12 protein-coding genes and 1 pseudogene are annotated in these 17856 nt (G+C 60.6%); 11 read left to right on the top strand and 2 right to left on the bottom strand.

Features of this window, described 5'->3' with window-relative positions; translation table 11 throughout:
* Positions 1-183: 183 nt before the first annotated feature.
* From ACX3YF_RS26005 to ACX3YF_RS25975, 7 genes and pseudogenes are all read left to right on the top strand, one after another.
* On the top strand, positions 184-2562 hold the full coding sequence (locus tag ACX3YF_RS26005; RefSeq protein ID WP_458974555.1) for a type VI secretion system Vgr family protein: 2379 nt from the start codon (positions 184-186) through the stop codon (positions 2560-2562).
* A 33-nt stretch (positions 2563-2595) separates the two neighbouring features.
* A complete protein-coding gene (locus ACX3YF_RS26000; protein ID WP_458974554.1) occupies positions 2596-5277 on the top strand; it encodes a hypothetical protein in 2682 nt (893 codons plus the stop codon).
* A gap of 20 nt (positions 5278-5297) precedes the next feature.
* The gene (locus tag ACX3YF_RS25995) at positions 5298-6002 is read left to right on the top strand and encodes a hypothetical protein (RefSeq protein ID WP_458974553.1); all 705 of its coding nucleotides are present in this window, start codon (positions 5298-5300) and stop codon (positions 6000-6002) included.
* A gap of 492 nt (positions 6003-6494) precedes the next feature.
* Entirely contained in the window at positions 6495-6977 is a 483-nt protein-coding gene (locus ACX3YF_RS25990; RefSeq protein WP_458974552.1) for a hypothetical protein, read from the top strand.
* Between the two features lie 28 nt (positions 6978-7005).
* Positions 7006-7269: a PAAR domain-containing protein gene (locus tag ACX3YF_RS25985; protein ID WP_448645551.1), complete on the top strand. Its 264-nt coding sequence runs from the start codon at positions 7006-7008 to the stop codon at positions 7267-7269.
* A 119-nt stretch (positions 7270-7388) separates the two neighbouring features.
* Positions 7389-8504 (top strand): hypothetical protein, encoded by a 1116-nt coding sequence (locus ACX3YF_RS25980; RefSeq protein ID WP_458974551.1) that lies wholly within the window; start codon positions 7389-7391, stop codon positions 8502-8504.
* A 3-nt stretch (positions 8505-8507) separates the two neighbouring features.
* A pseudogene (locus ACX3YF_RS25975) lies at positions 8508-11860 on the top strand (ImcF-related family protein).
* A 79-nt stretch (positions 11861-11939) separates the two neighbouring features.
* Here the strand turns inward: ACX3YF_RS25975 and ACX3YF_RS25970 are convergent.
* Together ACX3YF_RS25970 and ACX3YF_RS25965 are read right to left on the bottom strand one after the other, a co-directional pair.
* The gene (locus ACX3YF_RS25970; protein WP_458974550.1) at positions 11940-12773 is read right to left on the bottom strand and encodes an AraC family transcriptional regulator; all 834 of its coding nucleotides are present in this window, start codon (positions 12771-12773) and stop codon (positions 11940-11942) included.
* Positions 12774-12806: 33 nt separating this feature from the next.
* On the bottom strand, positions 12807-13310 hold the full coding sequence (locus ACX3YF_RS25965; RefSeq protein ID WP_130210715.1) for a VOC family protein: 504 nt from the start codon (positions 13308-13310) through the stop codon (positions 12807-12809).
* Positions 13311-13575: 265 nt separating this feature from the next.
* Between ACX3YF_RS25965 and ACX3YF_RS25960 the strand changes: the two genes are divergently transcribed.
* The 4 genes from ACX3YF_RS25960 to ACX3YF_RS25945 all read left to right on the top strand — a co-directional run bounded on the left by ACX3YF_RS25960 (position 13576) and on the right by ACX3YF_RS25945 (position 17856).
* The gene (locus ACX3YF_RS25960) at positions 13576-13824 is read left to right on the top strand and encodes a transmembrane sensor/regulator PpyR (protein WP_130210713.1); all 249 of its coding nucleotides are present in this window, start codon (positions 13576-13578) and stop codon (positions 13822-13824) included.
* Entirely contained in the window at positions 13824-14978 is a 1155-nt protein-coding gene (locus ACX3YF_RS25955; protein WP_196587045.1) for an NnrS family protein, read from the top strand. The genes ACX3YF_RS25960 and ACX3YF_RS25955 overlap by 1 nt, the downstream gene beginning before the upstream one ends.
* A 246-nt stretch (positions 14979-15224) precedes the next feature.
* A complete protein-coding gene (locus tag ACX3YF_RS25950) occupies positions 15225-15680 on the top strand; it encodes a (2Fe-2S)-binding protein (protein ID WP_130210709.1) in 456 nt (151 codons plus the stop codon).
* A gap of 7 nt (positions 15681-15687) precedes the next feature.
* Positions 15688-17856, top strand: coding sequence for a xanthine dehydrogenase family protein molybdopterin-binding subunit (locus ACX3YF_RS25945; protein WP_458974549.1), 2169 nt, complete (start codon positions 15688-15690; stop codon positions 17854-17856).

The raw sequence follows: 17856 nt of genomic DNA, 5'->3' as shown, positions 1-17856 counted from the left end.
AGGAAACTCATGGCCAAAAATTTCCTACAACCCCGGCGCATCTAGATACGGAAGCCTCCTACGCCACCCTCGGAAACCTCCTATTTCAACCCGTATCCCCTTCGTGAAAGCTGTCACGCGCTTGAACGAGGGTGGAAAAAATGCCTCCCCGTGCACCTCAAACAGGCCAGGGAGGTCTGAATTTTGCAAATCGCCTCGCGTATTTTCTTCGACCACAGCCGCCACAAACTCCAGGTCCGCGACCTCAAGGCCACCCTCGATGTGCTCGCCTTCGAAGGCCAGGAACGCCTGAGCGAGCCCTTCCTCTACACCATCGAATTCACCAGCAGCGACCTCGACCTCGGCGCCCCGCAACTGCTCGGCCAGGACGCGCGGTTCAGCCTGCACGCGCCGCCGATCAAGCCCTTGCCGGGGCTGAGCCTGCCCGAGGTCAAGCCGTTGCGCACCGTGTTTGGCGTGGTCAGTGGCTTCAAGCGCTTGTCCGCGTCGGTGGACGAAGCGCGTTACGAAATCACCCTGCAACCGCGCCTCGCCCTGCTCGATCGCGGCCGGCAGTACCGCATCTACCAGCAGCAATCGGTGCCGGAAATCGTCGAGGGCATCCTGCGCAGCCGCCATGGCTTCCGGGGCCAGGATTTCATCTTTCGCCTGGTGCGCGAGTACCCCAGGCGCGAGCAGGTGATGCAATACAACGAGAGCGACCTGATGTTCATCAGCCGGCTGCTGGCCGACGTCGGCATCTGGTATCGCTTCACCAGCGACGAGCGCCTGCGTATCGACGTGGTGGAGTTCTGCGACGACCAGCGCGGCTACCAGTTCGACGTGCGCCTGCCGCATCATCCGCCCGCCGGCCTGAGCAGCAGCGACGAGGACGGCGTCTGGGACCTGCAAACCCGCCATCAGGTGGTGGAACGGCAGGTCAACGTCCGCGCCTATCACCACCGCGATGCCCACGCCTACCTCGACGGCGACGTCGACCAGACCCGTGGCGCCACCACCACCTACGGCGAGGCCTACCACTACGCCGAAGGCTACCGCGAGCTCGGCAACGCCTACCTCCAGGATGAAGACCTGCAAAGCGAAAGCGGCTACTTCTACGCCCGCCTGCGCCACGAACGCTACCTCAACGACCAGACCCGGCTCAGCGGCGTCAGCAGCAGCGCCACCCTGGCGCCCGGCCAGGTCCTGAAAATCGCCGGCGGCGCGCCCCAGGCCTTCGCCCCCGGTGCGGTCATCACCCGACTGGTCACCCGCGCCGCCCGCGACCGCAGCTTCGAAGCCCGCTTCGAGGCCATGCCCTATGCCGAGACCATCTGCTTTCGGCCGCCGCTGATGGACAAACCGCAAATCGCCGGCACCGTCCCGGCGCGCGTCACCAACCCCCAGGCCAACGACCCCTACGCCGAAATCGACCTCGAAGGCCGTTACCGGGTCAACTTCCTGTTCGACCGCGACACCTGGAAACCCGGCCAGGAAAGCATGTGGCTGCGCCAGGCACGCGCCTACGCCGGCGACACCCACGGCCTGCACCTGCCGCTGATTGCCGGCACCGAAGTGGCCATCGCCTTCGAACAAGGCGACCCCGACCGCCCCTACATCGCCCACGCCCTGCACGACAACCAGCACCCCGACCCCGTCACCCTGGCCAAGCGCGACTACACCCGCAACGTGCTGCGCACCCCGGCCAACAACAAGCTGCGCATGGAGGATCGGCGCGGGCAGGAGCACGTCAAGCTCAGCACCGAGTATGGCGGCAAGAGCCAGCTGAACCTCGGGCATCTGGTGGATGCGAAGAAGCACAAGCGTGGGGAAGGGTTTGAGCTGCGGACGGATGATTGGGGGGCGATTCGCGGTGGTAAGGGCATTTTTATCAGTGCCGATGGACAGCCCAAGGCGCAAGGCCAAGCACTGGAAATGCAAACCGCCGTGGACCGTCTGCAACAGGCCGGCGAACAACTGCAACAACTCTCGGTCGACGCCCAGGCCGCCAGCGCCGAACCGGCGGACGTGGCCGCGCAACTGCAGCTGCTAAGGCAGGACCTCGAACAGCTCAAGTCCCAAGTGCTGCTGCTCAGCGCCCCCAAAGGCATCGCCCTCACCAGCGGCCAGCACCTGCAACTGGCGGCGCAACACAACCTGATGCTCAACGCCGGCGGCCAAGCGGACCTCAGCGTGGTCAAGCGCCTGTTCATCGGCGTGGGCCAGGGCTTGAGCCTGTTCGTGCGCAAGCTCGGCATCAAGCTGATCGCCAACCAGGGCGCGGTGCAGATCCAGGCGCAAAACGACAAGTTGGAGTTGATGGCGCGGCATGGTCTGGACATCACCAGTACCGAGGATGAAATCCGCATCACGGCGAAGAAAAAAATCGTCCTCAATGGCGGTGGCAGTTACTTCACGCTGGACGGGGTCGGCATCGAGTCGGGTACGGCGGGGGATCACAAGGTTAAGGCCGCGCACTTCGCCTACAGCGGTGCGGCCAAGCAAGAGCTGCAAATGCCAGCGCTGCCACAACTGACCGAGCACGAAGCCAAGTCCATAGGGCTTTCGGATTTCTCTGCCTGATCCCTTTTGCAGAACAAGGAGTGATATTTCAACATGGCCAGTTTGCTTGCCCGACTGTTTGGATTACACGACAACCGCAGGGACGCGCGATGGGATGAGGTGCTGCCGGCACCCGCTCCCCGGCCCGCCCCCGCACCATTGGCTGCGCCTACCAGCGCCGAGCTATTGCCGCCGCTGAAGAACTGGTGCCACCCCTTCAAGGACACACGGCAACCACTGGCGCAACTGACCCACCTGGCCAACGCCAAGGCCGGTTACTACCCCATCGGCCGCAGTGGCCTGTTTCACGGCGGCGTGCATTTCGACAGCGGCACCGGCGTCACTCCGGATAAATCCGTGCACTGTCTGGCCGACGGCGAAGTGGTGGCCTACCGTGTCGACACACAGTCACCGACTACGCGCTACTTCATCAATACCCTCACCGTCGACAAACCCTTCTCGCGCAATTTCGTACTGGTGCGTCACCGGATGCAGCCACCCAGGATCAACGGCAGCCCGGAGACGCCGCCCAGCCTGACCTTCTACAGCCTGTACATGCACCTGCGGGATTGGCAGATGTACCGGAAAGATCCCGCCACGGCGCGCCCGGCGTTCTGGCCCCCGAGCCCGACCCTGCGCGTCAAGCAGACGGCGAATGACGTGCATCCCCGCCACCCCGAGGCGCGTGGCCTGAACGTGCGTCATGCGGACAACCAGGGCCAGATCATCGACCTCCTGCCGCGCGGCACAGCAGTGGCCGTCAGTGGCGCGGGGCGCTACCGCAAGCTGGAAAACAGCCTGGGCCCCGCCGACCTGATCAACGTCGACGGCTCGCTGAAGGGCTACATCGCCGCCAGTGTTCTGCAACCGATGACCGGCAACGAGTACCGCATCCGATCGTCCAGAGCGTCGGTTTACGTGCGTGCCGAACCGGTCAAAACCGGTCAGGAACTCAGAGAGTTACCGACTGGCACGGTCGTCACGGCCATCGGCGAGGGCGAATACCGCAAGCTGGAGCGCGTCAACCAGTACGTGTATTTCGACATGCTCGAAGCCGAACCGGAACCGCTGGCGCTGGATCGCATCGTGGTGCTCGATCAGCCTGTCCCGATCAAGGCCGCCGCGTTGATCGGCCACCTCGGTGAGTATCAGGACAGCGGCGCAGAACTCCCCGAGGAAAAGCTGCATCTGGAAGTGTTCACCGATGTTGAAGAGATCGATCTATTCCTTAAGGACAGTCGCGCCTGGGCCAAGCGCCTGCCGGAGAAAGATCGAACCTTGCTCAAGTTGGCCAAGGGCACTCCGGTGGTGGCTCATCAGGAGAATGCCACCGCTGCTCAAATGAAAGCGCGCAGTAGCTCCAGCCCACTCAGCGCAGCCGACCTGCTGGTGCCCAAAAGTCTGCTGGATGACCTGCCGCCCGAGCGAAAAATCCACGTACCCGCCGGCGGCAGCCACAACGCCCGCCACTGGTATCGCCTGGACGGGCTGCTGCACGATGCGAACAACAACCTGCTCAATGGCTGGGTGTGCGAAGAGGTGGGTGTCACCCCATGGCTCAGTCCATGGTCGTGGGAGGGGTATGACCTCATCTTCGACTACAACACGTCCAGAGACGCCATGGCGTCGTTTTTCAGTGCCGTCGACCGCTTCACGGAAACCCAGCGCGAGCGCTTTCGCGCCATGGCTGAGGAAGACCTTAAGGGGCCAATGAAGAGCCGGCTGTACGACATCATCGACCGCAACCGCGACGGCAAGCTGACCGCCGACGAACTGCAGGCGGCAATGCGCCTGCCAGCCCACGCGCAAGCGATCTCGCAGATGATCCTCTACAAGGAAAGCGAGTGGTTTCACAACACGCAAAAGTGGGATGCACTGGACGAACTGCTCGGCCATAGCGGCTCGACGCCGCACTTGAATTGGGTGGCGGAGAAGCAGCGTATCGAGCAGATGGGGTGGTGGTCGGAGGTTGCGAAAAAGTTGGGGTTTTCGTCTTGGGGGAAGGCTTATCACTTTCATCCGGTAGGGTTGTTAAGCAACTTTCCAAGAACAGGCGAGTTAATTAATGTAGATGATTTTCTGCAGCAGTATGAACTTGTGCACACATTTTTCTTGCCTGGCACACCGGCACTTACAGCAGACTCAAGAAAGAATTTAAAAAAATTAGTACGCACTATAAATAACCATTATAAATCCTCGTCTCTTAGTGCAAATATTTACGAGATATCCTACATGCTGGCGACCGTAAGGCATGAAACTTATTACTATCCAACTGGAGAGTTTTTTAGCGAAAAACCGGAGATTGGAGAACTATCCTATTTTAATAAATATGATCCGATTCTTGCGCCAACTGAAAAGCTTCGGATGAGGGCTAGACAGAATGGAAATACCGAGGAGGGTGATGGGTACAAATACAGAGGTCGCGGTTGCGTGCATCTGACATGGAAAAATAATTATCAGAAATTTTCAAGATTACTCGGGTTTGATTTTGTCTCAAATCCTGAGGCTGCAGGAAAATTTGAGTATTCCGTGCCGATAATGATTATTGGCATGAGTAGAGGCTTATTTACGGGGAGAAAAATGGCTGATTACTTAAATAGAAAAGGAATTGATTATTTATCAGCTAGAAAAATCATAAACGGCACTGACAAGCAAGAGTTGCTGGCATCGCACGCAGAAAAATTCGAGTCAATTCTCAAAAAAACTTCTCAACTGTCAGTGGAATTCCACGAATGATACGAAGCGCCTTAGTTTTCATGTCTTTCATCTTTATATTTTTCAATGCGTCCGTGATTGCGGGGGAGTTAATAAATGGATCTGAGGCAGGTAGTATTATATTGCGTGATAGCGGCGGTGAAAAAGTGTACAAAAACATTACTGGAACTGAGTACGAAGTTGATCGGAGTCTGGTCGAAATAAATGAATCTCCTGGGTTGCTCGTTCTGTCTAAGGATACTTTTTACTTTACGCTATTAACAAAAGATCATTCGGTAGTAATTGATTGCGCCTATTCCGACAAGCGCAACAACTATAATGGAGCCAGAATGACTGCCGGAATGTGCGGATTGAACACCATGCTTGATGAAAATTATATTGAGATTGCTGAGAGCAACTCAAATAAATGGTGGTCTTCTATTTATTCTTTCGATACGCGACCGGTATTCAAAGATGGTTTGGCGACCAATTTTTTACTCGGATCTATTGGCAATATTGAAATTTATGATAGATACGAATCAAGAGAATCCCTAATAAATGCAGCGCCACGAAAATACGTTAAAGGCCCTCTTGGTTGTTACGATTTCGGATCCTCTGTCGTTTTTTTTGTCTTCTCTAAAGAAGACGGATCAAAGCCTAAATACCTTGACCTTCTTCAGTCTGAAGAGCCTATAAGGCTTCAAAGATTAAAGGAAAAAGATCTGGAAGGATTAGCCATTAAGAAATGTGCGCAGGGAGAGCTTTAGCTACTCCTATTGAGAAAGACAATTCAAAAGAACAATGACATGAACTCAAATAAGTGAGCCGCAAATGCCAATCTCAACATTCAAAGCCAGTCATTGATAAACATGGTGGCTTGCAGATAACTACAGATGAATTAAATGACAATCATCTTATAGGCTTGACACTCTACATAGTGGTGATCTCATTTTTTGCACGAATACTGCGATGAGGGATCCGATTGCAAAGCAATAACTAATGATGCCTATGGGGCTCGGAACTTGGGGGTCGAAAATTATACTAGTGACGATGACTAGAAGCACAGCAGGCCCAGAGAGAAATAGAAAGCTTGGCAACGCAGAGATAGGTGGTGGTTAATTTTATAAGAAGGTGTTTGTGTGCATTGGATATGGAAGAGCAATTTCAAGAAATTTAACACGCTCGGTAAGGTTCTATTGTGCTTATTAATTGTTTTTGTCGCGACTATTCGTGTTTTTGCAAGTAACGAAATCTCATGAGTGAAAAACAAGAGCGGCCAGGTGCATCTTTCAATGACGGACGGAACAGCCTACGACGTGAAGTTACTTCCCAGCGTAGATGGTGTGTTCTATGACAAAAGAAAGCACGAACTTGGCGAGATTGAGTATGTTTCGCTGTTTCAGGTCTCACCCTCTAACGCTGGAAATCCGTTAGGACTTTGTGGCGCAGGAAACGAAATATGGCTTCATGTTTATCGAATAACCGGCACGGCATTGACTGAGATAACCAGGACGCTGGTGAGCAGTTGTTTGCATTCGATTTCAATGACAAGTCAGAACTCGGGGACGGCGATGCAAGACCAGGACTTCTCTTCGGTGCAGTGGAACTTGCAGGGGTTTTCCATTGAGTGGTTCGAGCAGCGTGATGCGGCTGGGCGCTCTTTGCAGTTTTCGAATTTCGTATTGCATGACGGCGTTTTTTTACAGCAAGACGTAGTGAGTCAAGAGCACTCGAATCAGTAATTATCGATTAATAAAAAGGAGCAGGAATATGCAAGGCATCATTCGCGTGGGAGACAAAAACACCGGCGGCGGCACCGTACTGTCGGGCTCATCCGACATGCTGTTTGACGGCATAGGTGTGGCGCGTGAGGGCGATCCGGTGCGCTGCCCGGTTCCGGGTCATGGCCGCACAGTGATCGCCGAGGGGCACCCGGCGTTTCGCGACAATGGCGTGCCGGTCGCGTTCGACGGTCATCGCTGCGCTTGCGGCTGCGTGTTGATTTCCTCACTGCCTGTCGCGGGCGCGAACTAGCCATGCCGATCAGACTGGATCAGATCCCTGCGCCGGCGTCGCGACCGGCACCTCCTCGTGTCTGGCTTTGGCTAGTTTTACTTCCGCTTTTTTTGCTGGTGGGTATTGGGGTGGCCTGGGTGTTCGCGCCTCCAGCGTGGCGCGAGCAGCCAATGATGTTGTGGGGGGCGGCGTTGGGCGTGCCTTTGGCGGGGTGGTGCTTGCTGGGTTTCGGGCGGACGGCGCTTTACCTGGGTCAACATCGGGTCGCTGATGGCTGGGATGAAGCGCGTCAGGACGATCTGATCAGCCAAACCCGGCAAGGGCGACGTTCTCAGCAAATACTGGGCGTGAGTTTATACACCGCGCTTCGAACTCCGGGGTCGCCGCCAACCGGCCAGCTCGATGCCTTGCTGGATGGAAACGCCTCACTTGAGGCTCAACCGGCCAGTCAGGGTGAATTACCCCTGCGGCACAGTCGTTTGCCTGGCGACAGGAAAGATCCAGAGCTCGCGTTGCTGAGGATGCTGCTGCAGGTCCTCGAAGACCTGAGGCAAACCCTGGAGCCGTTACCGGACGCTACGCCGCTGGCATTGTTGCTGGAGGTCGATAGCGGTTTGCCTGACAGCACGTTGCAACGCCTCTGGCGAAAGGCCTGGAGTGAATGCGGCATCCGCCAATCGACGGTCGCCGTCGAGGGCCATGGCCTGGCTGCGGTGGATCAATGGCTCGACCAGCGCATTAACGATCAGGCCCTGCTGATGGTGGTGGCGGCGCAGTTCGCACCGGAACAGGCCGAAGGCACGGCGGAAGCAGCCGTTGGCCTGTTGTTCGGCAACCGCCTGACGCAAACCACCCTGGCGCCGATCGCCTATCTGCATCGCCCTGAGCAGGAGCGCACACCCACCGGTGCCGATCTGCTGTACGCCGCGCGTCAGGCGCTCGACTGGGTGCCGTTGCCTGCGCCGTCGATCGAACAGGTCTGGCGGGTCGGTATCGATGCGCAACGTCGTGCCGACCTGGCAACGGTATCGGCCGACGTTCCTCTGCCAGCCAAGCCCAAGCAGGGCTTGTGCGACCTCGATGACTTGCTGGGCCATCCCGGGAAAGCCTCACCCTGGCTGGCGATCGCCGCCGCGACGCAGACGATTGAACGCGGTGCCGGAGCGCAATTCATTTTCAGCGGGGGCGATGTCGCTGCTGGACTCTGGAGCACGGTGTTAATGCCCGTGTCACCCCTTTCGAAACAGGAATAACGAATGCAGTTGCGACGCGCGGTAGGATTTTATGGGCTGTTTGGCGTGCTGTTACTCACGGGTGTGGTGTTGGGCGTTTTGGTCTGGTATCACCCTGAATCCTTGGGCATGGCTGCCGGCAGCGTGCGGCAAACCCTCTGGTTTTCCGTGATCTCGGCCACCACCTTTGTGCTGCTGGCGTTCCTGGGGGGGTATTACCTGCTGGGGCGCCCGTTGGGGCGCTCGGTGTATCGTCGGCCAGATGCGGATGATGTGCGCCAGCCTGCGCAAACGTCCCCAGACAAATCCGTCGATACGCCGGCAGCGCGAACCTTAGCGGCGATCAAAGCCCGTCAGAGCAAAAACCACGGCCCCTTCTGGCGCCGCAAGACCCGGATCTTTCTGCTCATCGGCGAACCCGAACAGATCAACGCCATCGCCCCCAACCTGAGCCCGACACATTGGCTGCAAGGCCACGACACCGTGCTGCTCTGGGGCGGCAGCGTGCAGGGCAGGCTCGACGATTCGGTCATCGACCTGTGCCGTCGCTTGACCCGCTGGCGCGCCCTCGACGGTGTGGTCTGGGCATTAAGCCGCGACCAGAGCGCCGATCAGCGAGCCGTCAGCCTCGGCGTGAATCACCTGCAATCCCTCGCCCGTGAGCTGAAATGGCCCTTGCCCCTGCACCTGTGGCAGGTCTGCGACAGTCAGTGGGCGCAGGACGGTCGCCCGGTCCAGCCCGTCGGTTGCCGGCTGCCAACCGACCTGACACCCGAAGCTCTGGACACGGCGCTGGCCAGCCTGCTCGAACCGCTGCGCCGCGAAGGCCTGGCGCAGATGAACGAGCAGCGCCGGTATGACTTTCTGTTGCGTCTGTCCCGTGATTTGCAAGTCGAGGGCATGGCCCGCTGGCGCCAGGCGCTGACGCCGGTATTCGGTGTGTTGGCTCAGGAGGTGCCGTTGCGCGGGCTGTGGTTCAGCCTGCCGTTGGCGGGTGGGTCGGATGCTTCCGAGCACCATTGGCCCCTGGAGCCGGCCTGGGAAGGCGTGCTTGGCGACCGGGCGCGCCAGCGTCGGCGCCTGGGCTGGAGCGCCCCGCGCATCGCCTACGTGCTGGTCCTGGGCCTGGCGTTGTTGTGGGGCGCCGGGTTGCTGTTGTCGTTCGTCAGCAACCGCGTGCAGATCGCCCAACTGCACAGCTCGCTGGCGGCGCTGCAGCCGTCGGGCCAGGGCGATGAGCAGTTGCACGCGCTCAACGAACTGGCGCGTGAATTGTCGCGCCTGGATTACCGCGCCGAACACGGCGTGCCGTGGTACCAGCGCTTTGGCCTGAACCAGAACGATGCGCTGCTGACCGCGCTGTGGCCGCGTTACGTCGAGGCCAATCAGCGGCTGCTGCGCGACCCGGCCGTGAGCCAGCTGGAGGCGCAGCTCGACCGCCTGATCAAGCTGCCGGCGGACAGCCCCGAGCGCGCCCGACGTGCCGGTGCGGCCTACGACCAGCTCAAGGCCTACCTGATGCTGGCGCGTCCGGACAAGGCCGATCCGGGTTTTCTCTCCAAGACCTTAATGGCGGTCGAGCCGCCGCGCGGGATTTCGCCGGGGCTCTGGCAGGCGCTGGCGCCGACCTTGTGGCAGTTTTACGCGCAGCAACTGGCCGCCCACCCGGACTGGCGCATCGAGGCCGACCCGAAGCTGGTGGCCCAGGCCCGGCAGGTGCTGCTCGGCCAGTTGGGCCAGCGCAATGCCGAGTCCAGCCTGTACCAGAGCGTCATCGACGCCTCGGCCAATCACTTTCCGGCGTTGAGCCTGCCGCAGATGGTCGGTGATACCGATGCCGCAGCGCTGTTCTCCAGCAAAGCCCAGGTCCCCGGCGTGTTCACCCGTCAAGCCTGGGAAGGCCAGGTGCGCCAGGCCATCGACGAGATCGCCGAGGCGCGCCGCGAAGAAATCGACTGGGTGCTCAGCGACAACCCCACCGACATCGCCGCCGAACTGACCCCGGATGAACTGCGCCAACGCCTGACCGAACGCTATTTCCAGGACTACGCCAACGCCTGGCTGGACTTCCTCAACCGTCTGCGCTGGCGCCAGGTGCAAAGCCTGGGCGAGGTCATCGACCAATTGGCGCTGATGAGCGATGTGCGCCAGTCGCCGCTGATTGCCCTGATGAACACCCTGGCGTATCAGGGCCAGGCCGGCATGCGCGGTCAGGCGTTCGCCGATTCGCTGGTCAAATCGGCGCAGAAACTGATCGGGCAGGACAAGGTGCCGGTGATCGACCAGCAGCCGCAGGGCCCGGTCAGTCCACTGGACGCCACCTTCGGGCCGTTGCTGGCGCTGCGGGCAAGGACACCGAGAGCCGCAACGACAGCGACCGCCTGAGCCTGCAAGCCTTCCTCAACCGCGTCACCCGGGTGCGCCTGAAACTGCAACAAGTGAGCAACGCCGCCAACCCGCAGGACACGACCCAGGCCTTGGCGCAGAGTGTGTTTCAGGGTCAGAACGTCGACCTCACCGACACCCAGTCCTATGGCAGCCTGGTCGCCGCCAGCCTCGGCGCGGAGTGGGACGGGGTCGGCCAGACCCTGTTCGTGCAGCCGCTGGAACAGGCCTGGCAACGGGTCCTGCAACCCTCGGCCGCCGGCCTCAACAGCCAGTGGCAACGGGCGATCGTCGACGAATGGCGCGGCGCCTTCGCCGGCCGCTTCCCCTTCGCCGCGACCCCCAGCGACGCGTCGCTGCCGATGCTGGGGCAAATGATTCGGGCCGACTCCGGGCGCATCGAACAGTTCCTGCAGCAGCAACTGGGCGGGGTGCTGCGCAAGGAAGGCCAGCGTTGGGTGGCCGATACGCGCCATAGCCAGGGCCTGCATTTCAACCCGCAATTCCTCAGCGCGATCAACCAGCTCAGCCACCTGGCCGACGTGCTGTTCACCGACGGCGGCATGGGCCTGAGTTTCGAACTGCGGGCCAAACCGGTGCGCGACCTGGTGCAGACCACCTTCATCCTCAATGGCGACAAACATCACTACTTCAACCAGAAAGAGCGCTGGCAGCGCTTCAGCTGGCCCGGTTTCACCAGCCACCCGGGCACCAGCCTGACCTGGACCAGCGTCGTTGCCGGCGAACGTCTGTTCGGCGACTACCAGGGCACCTGGGGCCTGATCCGCCTGCTGGAACAGGCGCGGATCACGCCCTTGAACGACAGCGACAGCCACTACCAGGTGCAACTCAAGGCCCCGGACGGCATCGACCTGACCTGGCACCTGCGCACCGAGCTGGGCGCGGGGCCGATGGCGCTGCTCAAGCTGAGGGGCTTTGAATTGCCGACGCAGGTGTTTGTGGTTGAGGGCACCAAGGCCCGGCGCAAGTGACAGACAGGTCTGTGGCGAGGGGCTTGTCGGATCGCTACAGGAAGCTCACTGCCACAGGAACTCCGCTGTCACGAGGGTTTCAGCCCCGGTACTGCCCCGGGGTCACCGCCAGATGCTGTTTAAACGCCCGTTGAAAGTGCGCCTGGTCGGCAAATCCCGCTTCCAGTGCAACGTCGGCGATCAGCTTGCCGTGGCGCAATTGATCCCGGGCGAACTGGATGCGCCGGTTGACCAGGAAGGCGTGGGGCGTCATGCCGTAATGCTGTTTGAACGCACGGATCAGGTAGGAAGGTGACAGCTGCGCCGCTTCGCAAATGTCTTCGAGCTTGAGCATCTGCGTGCAGTGATCGCGGATGAAGTCGGCGGCGCGTTCCAGTTTGAAGTTCGGTTCGCGCAGCGGTTGATCGGTCGGGTTGAGGCGCAGTTGCACTTCGCTGAAAAACTCCACGGCCGTGCTCTGCTTGCGCAGCACGTCCTGCTGCGGATCGACCAACACTTCATACAAGGCCTTCAGCCCATCGAACAGGCTGGCGTCGGACGTGTGGGTGACTGCAAACCGTCTGAACGCCAGATCGTTGCTGAACCCGAGTTGGTGCTGCAGGTCGGTGAGCCACGCGGTATCGACGTACAGCATCAGGTACGACCAGGGCTGGTCGTCGATCGGATTGCAGGCGTGGACATCGCCGGGGTTCATCAATACCACGGTGCCGGTGCTGACCTCGAACTGCGATTGCTCGTGGACGTAAGTACTGCGCCCGGCGGTGATTGCGCCGATGGAGAAGTGTTCGTGGGCATGCCGGGTGTAACAGACCTCGCGCCCGTCGGCGATGGAGCGCGCTTCGATGAAGGGCAGGGTGTCATCGCGCCAGAAGCGCGGGGCCTTGTCGGTGGCCTTGGGCGTGGAGAGCTTCATGGTCAGTCCTTGGCAGTTCAGCGTCGGAGTGTATTAGCTCTCGCCGTCAAAGGCTCGTTGCAGCTCGGCAATATCGAGTTTTTTCATGTGCATCATCGCCAGCATGGCACGCTGGGATTTTGCCGTGTCGGGGTCTTTGATCATCTCCATCATCGCCACTGGCACGATTTGCCAGGACACGCCGAACCTGTCCTTGAGCCAGCCGCATTGCTGCGCCTCGACCGGCCCGCCCGCAGACAGGCGGCCCCAGAAATGGTCGACTTCTTCCTGGGTCTGGCAATTGACCTGGAACGAGATCGCTTCGTTGAACGTGAAGTTCGGGCCTCCGTTAAGGCCGGTAAACGTCTGCCCGTCGAGCTCGAAGCTGACGGTCATCACCGACCCGACTTCCCGGCCGTGGAATTCCTGGCCGGCCTTGCCGTAATGGGTGATGGCGGTGATTTTGGCGTGATCGAAGATCGCACAGTAGAACCTGGCGGCCTCTTCGGCCTGGCCGTCGAACCACAGGCACGGGGTGATTTTTGGCACGTGTAGCATGGCGGGTCTCCCTGGCTGGTTTTTGCAGGCTGGACTATCAGCGTAGCCAGACTGCGGTCGGCCGGGCGTGCCGTAGATCGACAAGTGCTCGCTGCTGTTTTGCCGGGTGTAGTCTGTATGACTCCATGTCGAGTCATACGGACTATTCCTTGTGGTAGTCGAAAAGACTCAATGCCTCGCAGGTGGCTGATTTATAGGGGTTAAATATCTGGCGCGGGACTTGATACGACTCTCGTACCACTGAACGCCTTCAGGAGTACGGAAAATGTTCGACTTCTTCAGCCATCCTCAGAATGTTCTGCATCTTTCCAGCCGCGTGCTCGGCACCGGCCTGGCCATGCTGCTTGCCGGGATCTATGGCGCTTATCTCTATGCCGGTCATTTGCCGATCGTCGCGCTGGTAGCGATGCATGCCATGACCATCGTCGGCCCCACCCTGTTGAAAGTCGGCTACGTCATGCGCTTGCTGGCTCAGCATCGGTTGAGCAAGCCCATGGCCGGGGTGCTGGCCTGATGCGCACCTTCGGCGCTGCACCCGTTTTCAGCCTCGGTTTTCGCCCGTTCTTTCTCGCAGGCGCTGCATTTGCCGCGCTGGCGGTGGCCATCTGGGCTTTGTGGCTGTACGGCCGATGGCCCGGTGCTGAACCGGTGGGCGGCATGCTCGCCTGGCATCGACACGAGATGCCGTTCGGGTTTGCCGTGGCGATCATTGCCGGTTTTCTGCTGACAGCGGTGCCGAACTGGACAGGTCGGCGGGGACTCAATGGCTGGCCGCTGATCGGGCTGGTGCTGGTTTGGCTGCTGGCGCGACTGGCGTGGCTGATGCCGATTCCTCCTGCGTTGTTGCTGGTGCTTCAACTGCCTTTTCTACCGCTGCTGGCGTGGGTGCTGGGGCGGGATCTGCTGGCGGCAGGCAAACGCGACAATTACCCGATCTTGCTGATGATCAGCTTGCTGGCCGGGTGTCAGGTGATGACGTTGTGGGGGCTCCAGACCCATGACGATGGCTTGCAACGGCGCGGTGTGTTGGCGGCCTTGTGGCTGGTGGCGGCGTTGATGAGTGTGATCGGTGGGCGAGTGATCCCGTTTTTCATTCAGCGCGGGTTGAATCGTCCGCCAGCGCCTGCGGCCAGTCCGTTGCCGACCAGGGTGCTGCTGGTCAGTGGGTTGCTGGTCGCCGTGAGCTTTGCCTTCGGCTTGAACGACGCGCCGAGGCCCTGGTTGTCGTTGTTGTTTGTGCTGATCGGGGCGTTGCATCTGCTGCGGCTGTGGCGCTGGCATGACCGTGGAATGTGGCGGGTGCCTCTGCTGTGGTCGCTGTACCTGTCCTATGGGTGGCTGCTTGTGGCGGTCGTGGCGATGGCGTTGTGGCACGCCGGCCTGATGCCGCAACAGAGCCTGGCCACCCATGCGCTGGCGGTTGGCGCAATCGGCGGGCTGATTCTGGCGATGATTGCCCGGGTCAGCCTCGGCCATACCGGGCGGCCGTTGTTGCCTTCCAAAGCGATAGTGGCGGGTTTTTCCCTGATGCTGCTGGCCGGTTTGTCGCGGGTGCTGCTGGTGCCGTTTTCCGGGGTGGGGCTGGGGTTGGCGGCATTGCTGTGGTGTTCGGCATTCGGACTGTTCCTGCTGCGTTATACCGGGGTGTTGCTCAAGCCTCGGGTCTAGCGCCGATGTCGCTAGAACTGTGGGGGCGAGCCGGCTCGCTCCCGCAACAGTCCTTGAACTCGCGGGGATCAGTCGATTGAGACGGTTTAATTGACCGACTGTCGATAGGGTTCGGCCTGCCGGCCAAATTGCGCTTAGCTGTAAGGGATAACCCAAGGCGCGCGAAAATTCGCTGTACTCCTGCAACGCATCACCTTTCCCAAGACGCGCGCTCTTCAGAACACCTTGAGTCTGAGGACCTTCGCAATGCTGACCCTGAACATCAATGGCAAGGACCAGGAACTGGATGTCCCCGCGGACATGCCGCTGCTCTGGGTCCTGCGCGACGTTGCGCACCTGACCGGGACCAAATTCGGTTGTGGCATGGCCCAGTGCGGCGCCTGCACCGTGCACATCGACGGCGCGCCGCTGCGCTCGTGCATCACGCCCGCGACGGCCGTCGCCCATGGGCAGAAAATCCTCACCATTGAGGGCCTGTCCACCGACGGTTCGCACCCGGTGCAACAAGCCTGGGCCGAACTCGATGTGGTGCAGTGCGGTTACTGTCAGTCCGGGCAGATCATGTCGGCGGCGGCGCTGCTGGCGAAGATCCCGAAACCGACCGACAGCGACATCGATCAGGCGCTGTCCGGCAACATCTGTCGCTGCGGCACCTATCCACGAATTCGCGCTGCGGTGAAACGCGCCGCCGAGTTGGGTTGAGGTGGCTATGGACAGCATTACTGCGTTATCCCGTCGCGGTTTCCTCAAGGGCGCCACGGCGCTGGGCGGCGGCCTGGTGGTGGCGTTTGTCATCCCCGGCGCCCATCGGTTTGCCCAGGGCGCGGACAACCAGGGCAATGTGTTCGCGCCGAATGCGTTCCTGCGCATCGGCAATGACAACAGCGTCACTGTGTTGCTCGGCCATTCGGAGATGGGCCAGGGCATCTGGACCGGCCTGACCATGCTGATCGCCGAAGAGTTGGATGCCGACTGGTCGAAAATCCGCGTCGAACATTCCCCGGCCTCAGCCAGGGATTATGGGCTGGCCGGGTTTGGCGGGATGCAAATCACCGGCGGTTCGACTTCGACCTGGATGGAGTTCGACCGCTACCGCCAGGCCGGTGCGGCAGCGCGATTGATGTTGATCGAGGCTGCGGCCAAGCGTTTCAACGTGGCGCCGTCGCAGATCAGCACAGAATCGGGGGTGGTCATTGCCGGTGACCAGCGTGTCAGCTACGGCGAACTGGCCGACGATGCGGGCAAGCTGCCGATGCCGGATCCGGCGTCGATCAAGCTCAAGGACGCCAAGGACTGGAAGTTCATCGGCAAGCCCACCAAGCGCCTGGACACCCCGGAAAAAATCACCGGGCGCGCGAAGTTCGGCATGGACGTGCAATTCGACGGCTTGATGACCGCGATGGTCGCCCGGTCGCCGGTGTTCGGCGGCAGCGTCAAATCCTTCGAAGGCGCCGGCGCGCTGGCGATTCCGGGGGTGCACAAAGTGGTGCAGGTGCCGAGTGGCGTGGCGGTGATTGCCGAGCATTATTGGGCGGCCAAGCTGGGGCGTGACGCGCTGACGGTCGAGTGGGACCTGGGGCCGAATACAGGCCTCGACAGTCAAAAACTGCTGGAGAGTTTCCGCAAACTCGCCGCCACGCCGGGCCTTCCGGCCAGTCAGGCCGGCGATACCCAGGCGGCGCTGACCAAGGCGAGCAAGACCCTCGATGTCGAGTACAGCGTGCCGTATCTGGCCCATGCACCCATGGAGCCGCTGAACTGCACGGTGAAGATCACCCGGGACAAGTGCGAAATCTGGACCGGTACCCAGTTCCAGACCCTCGATCAGATGATCGCCGGGAAAATCACCGGGCTCAAACCGGAGCAAGTGGAAATCCATACCGAGTTCCTGGGCGGCGGTTTTGGCCGGCGCGCCAACCCGACGTCGGACTTTGTCGCTGAAGCGGTGCAGGTGGCCAAGGCAGCGGGCGGGCCGGTGAAAACCGTGTGGGCGCGGGAAGATGACATCCGTGGCGGCTATTACCGCTCGGCGTTCCTGCATCAGGCGCGGATTGGCCTGGGTGCCGACGGGCTGCCGCTGGCGTGGAAGCATGTGATGGTCGGGCAGTCGATCATGGCCGGCACCTCCCTCGAAGCGGCGATGGTCAAGAACGGCATCGACAAGACCTCGGTCGAAGGCGTGGCGGACAGTCCCTACCTCGAAGGGCTGGCCAACCATCAAGTCGAGCTGCATTCACCGCAAACCGGCATCAAGGTGCTGTGGTTGCGTTCGGTGGGGCACAGTCACACGGCGTTTGTCATGGAGTCGTTGATCGACGAGTTGGCGACGGCGGCGGGCAAGGACCCGGTGGAGTATCGCCGAACCTTGCTCAAGGACCATCCGCGGCACCTCGGCGTGTTGAACCTGGCGGTGGAGAAAGCCAACTGGAAGGCGCCGTTGCCCCAGGGCCATGCCCTGGGCGTGGCGGTGCACGAGTCTTTCGGCAGTTACGTGGCGCAGGTTGCCGAGGTGTCCCAGGACAACCTGGCGATCCGCGTGCATCGGGTGGTGTGCGCGGTGGACTGCGGGATTGCGGTCAACCCGCAGAGCATCGCGGCGCAGATGGAATCATGCATCACCTTTGGTCTGGGCTTTACCTTGCACAGCAAGCTGACCCTCAAGGACGGGCAAGTGGTGCAGTCCAATTACCACGACTATCAGGTGCTGCGGCTCAACGAGATGCCGGTGGTGGAGGTGCATATCCTGCCCAGCAGCGATAAACCCGGCGGTATCGGCGAGGCGGGCGTGCCGCCCACGGCGCCGGCCGTGGCCAACGCGGTATTCGCCTTGACCGGCCAGCGCCTGCGCGAATTGCCACTGCAACTGTCGGGGGTGTGA

The organism is Pseudomonas fluorescens group sp. PF-69 (assembly GCF_054481235.1).
Note: the sequence above shows the minus strand (reverse complement) of the source record. Positions and strands in the feature narration are given on the sequence as shown.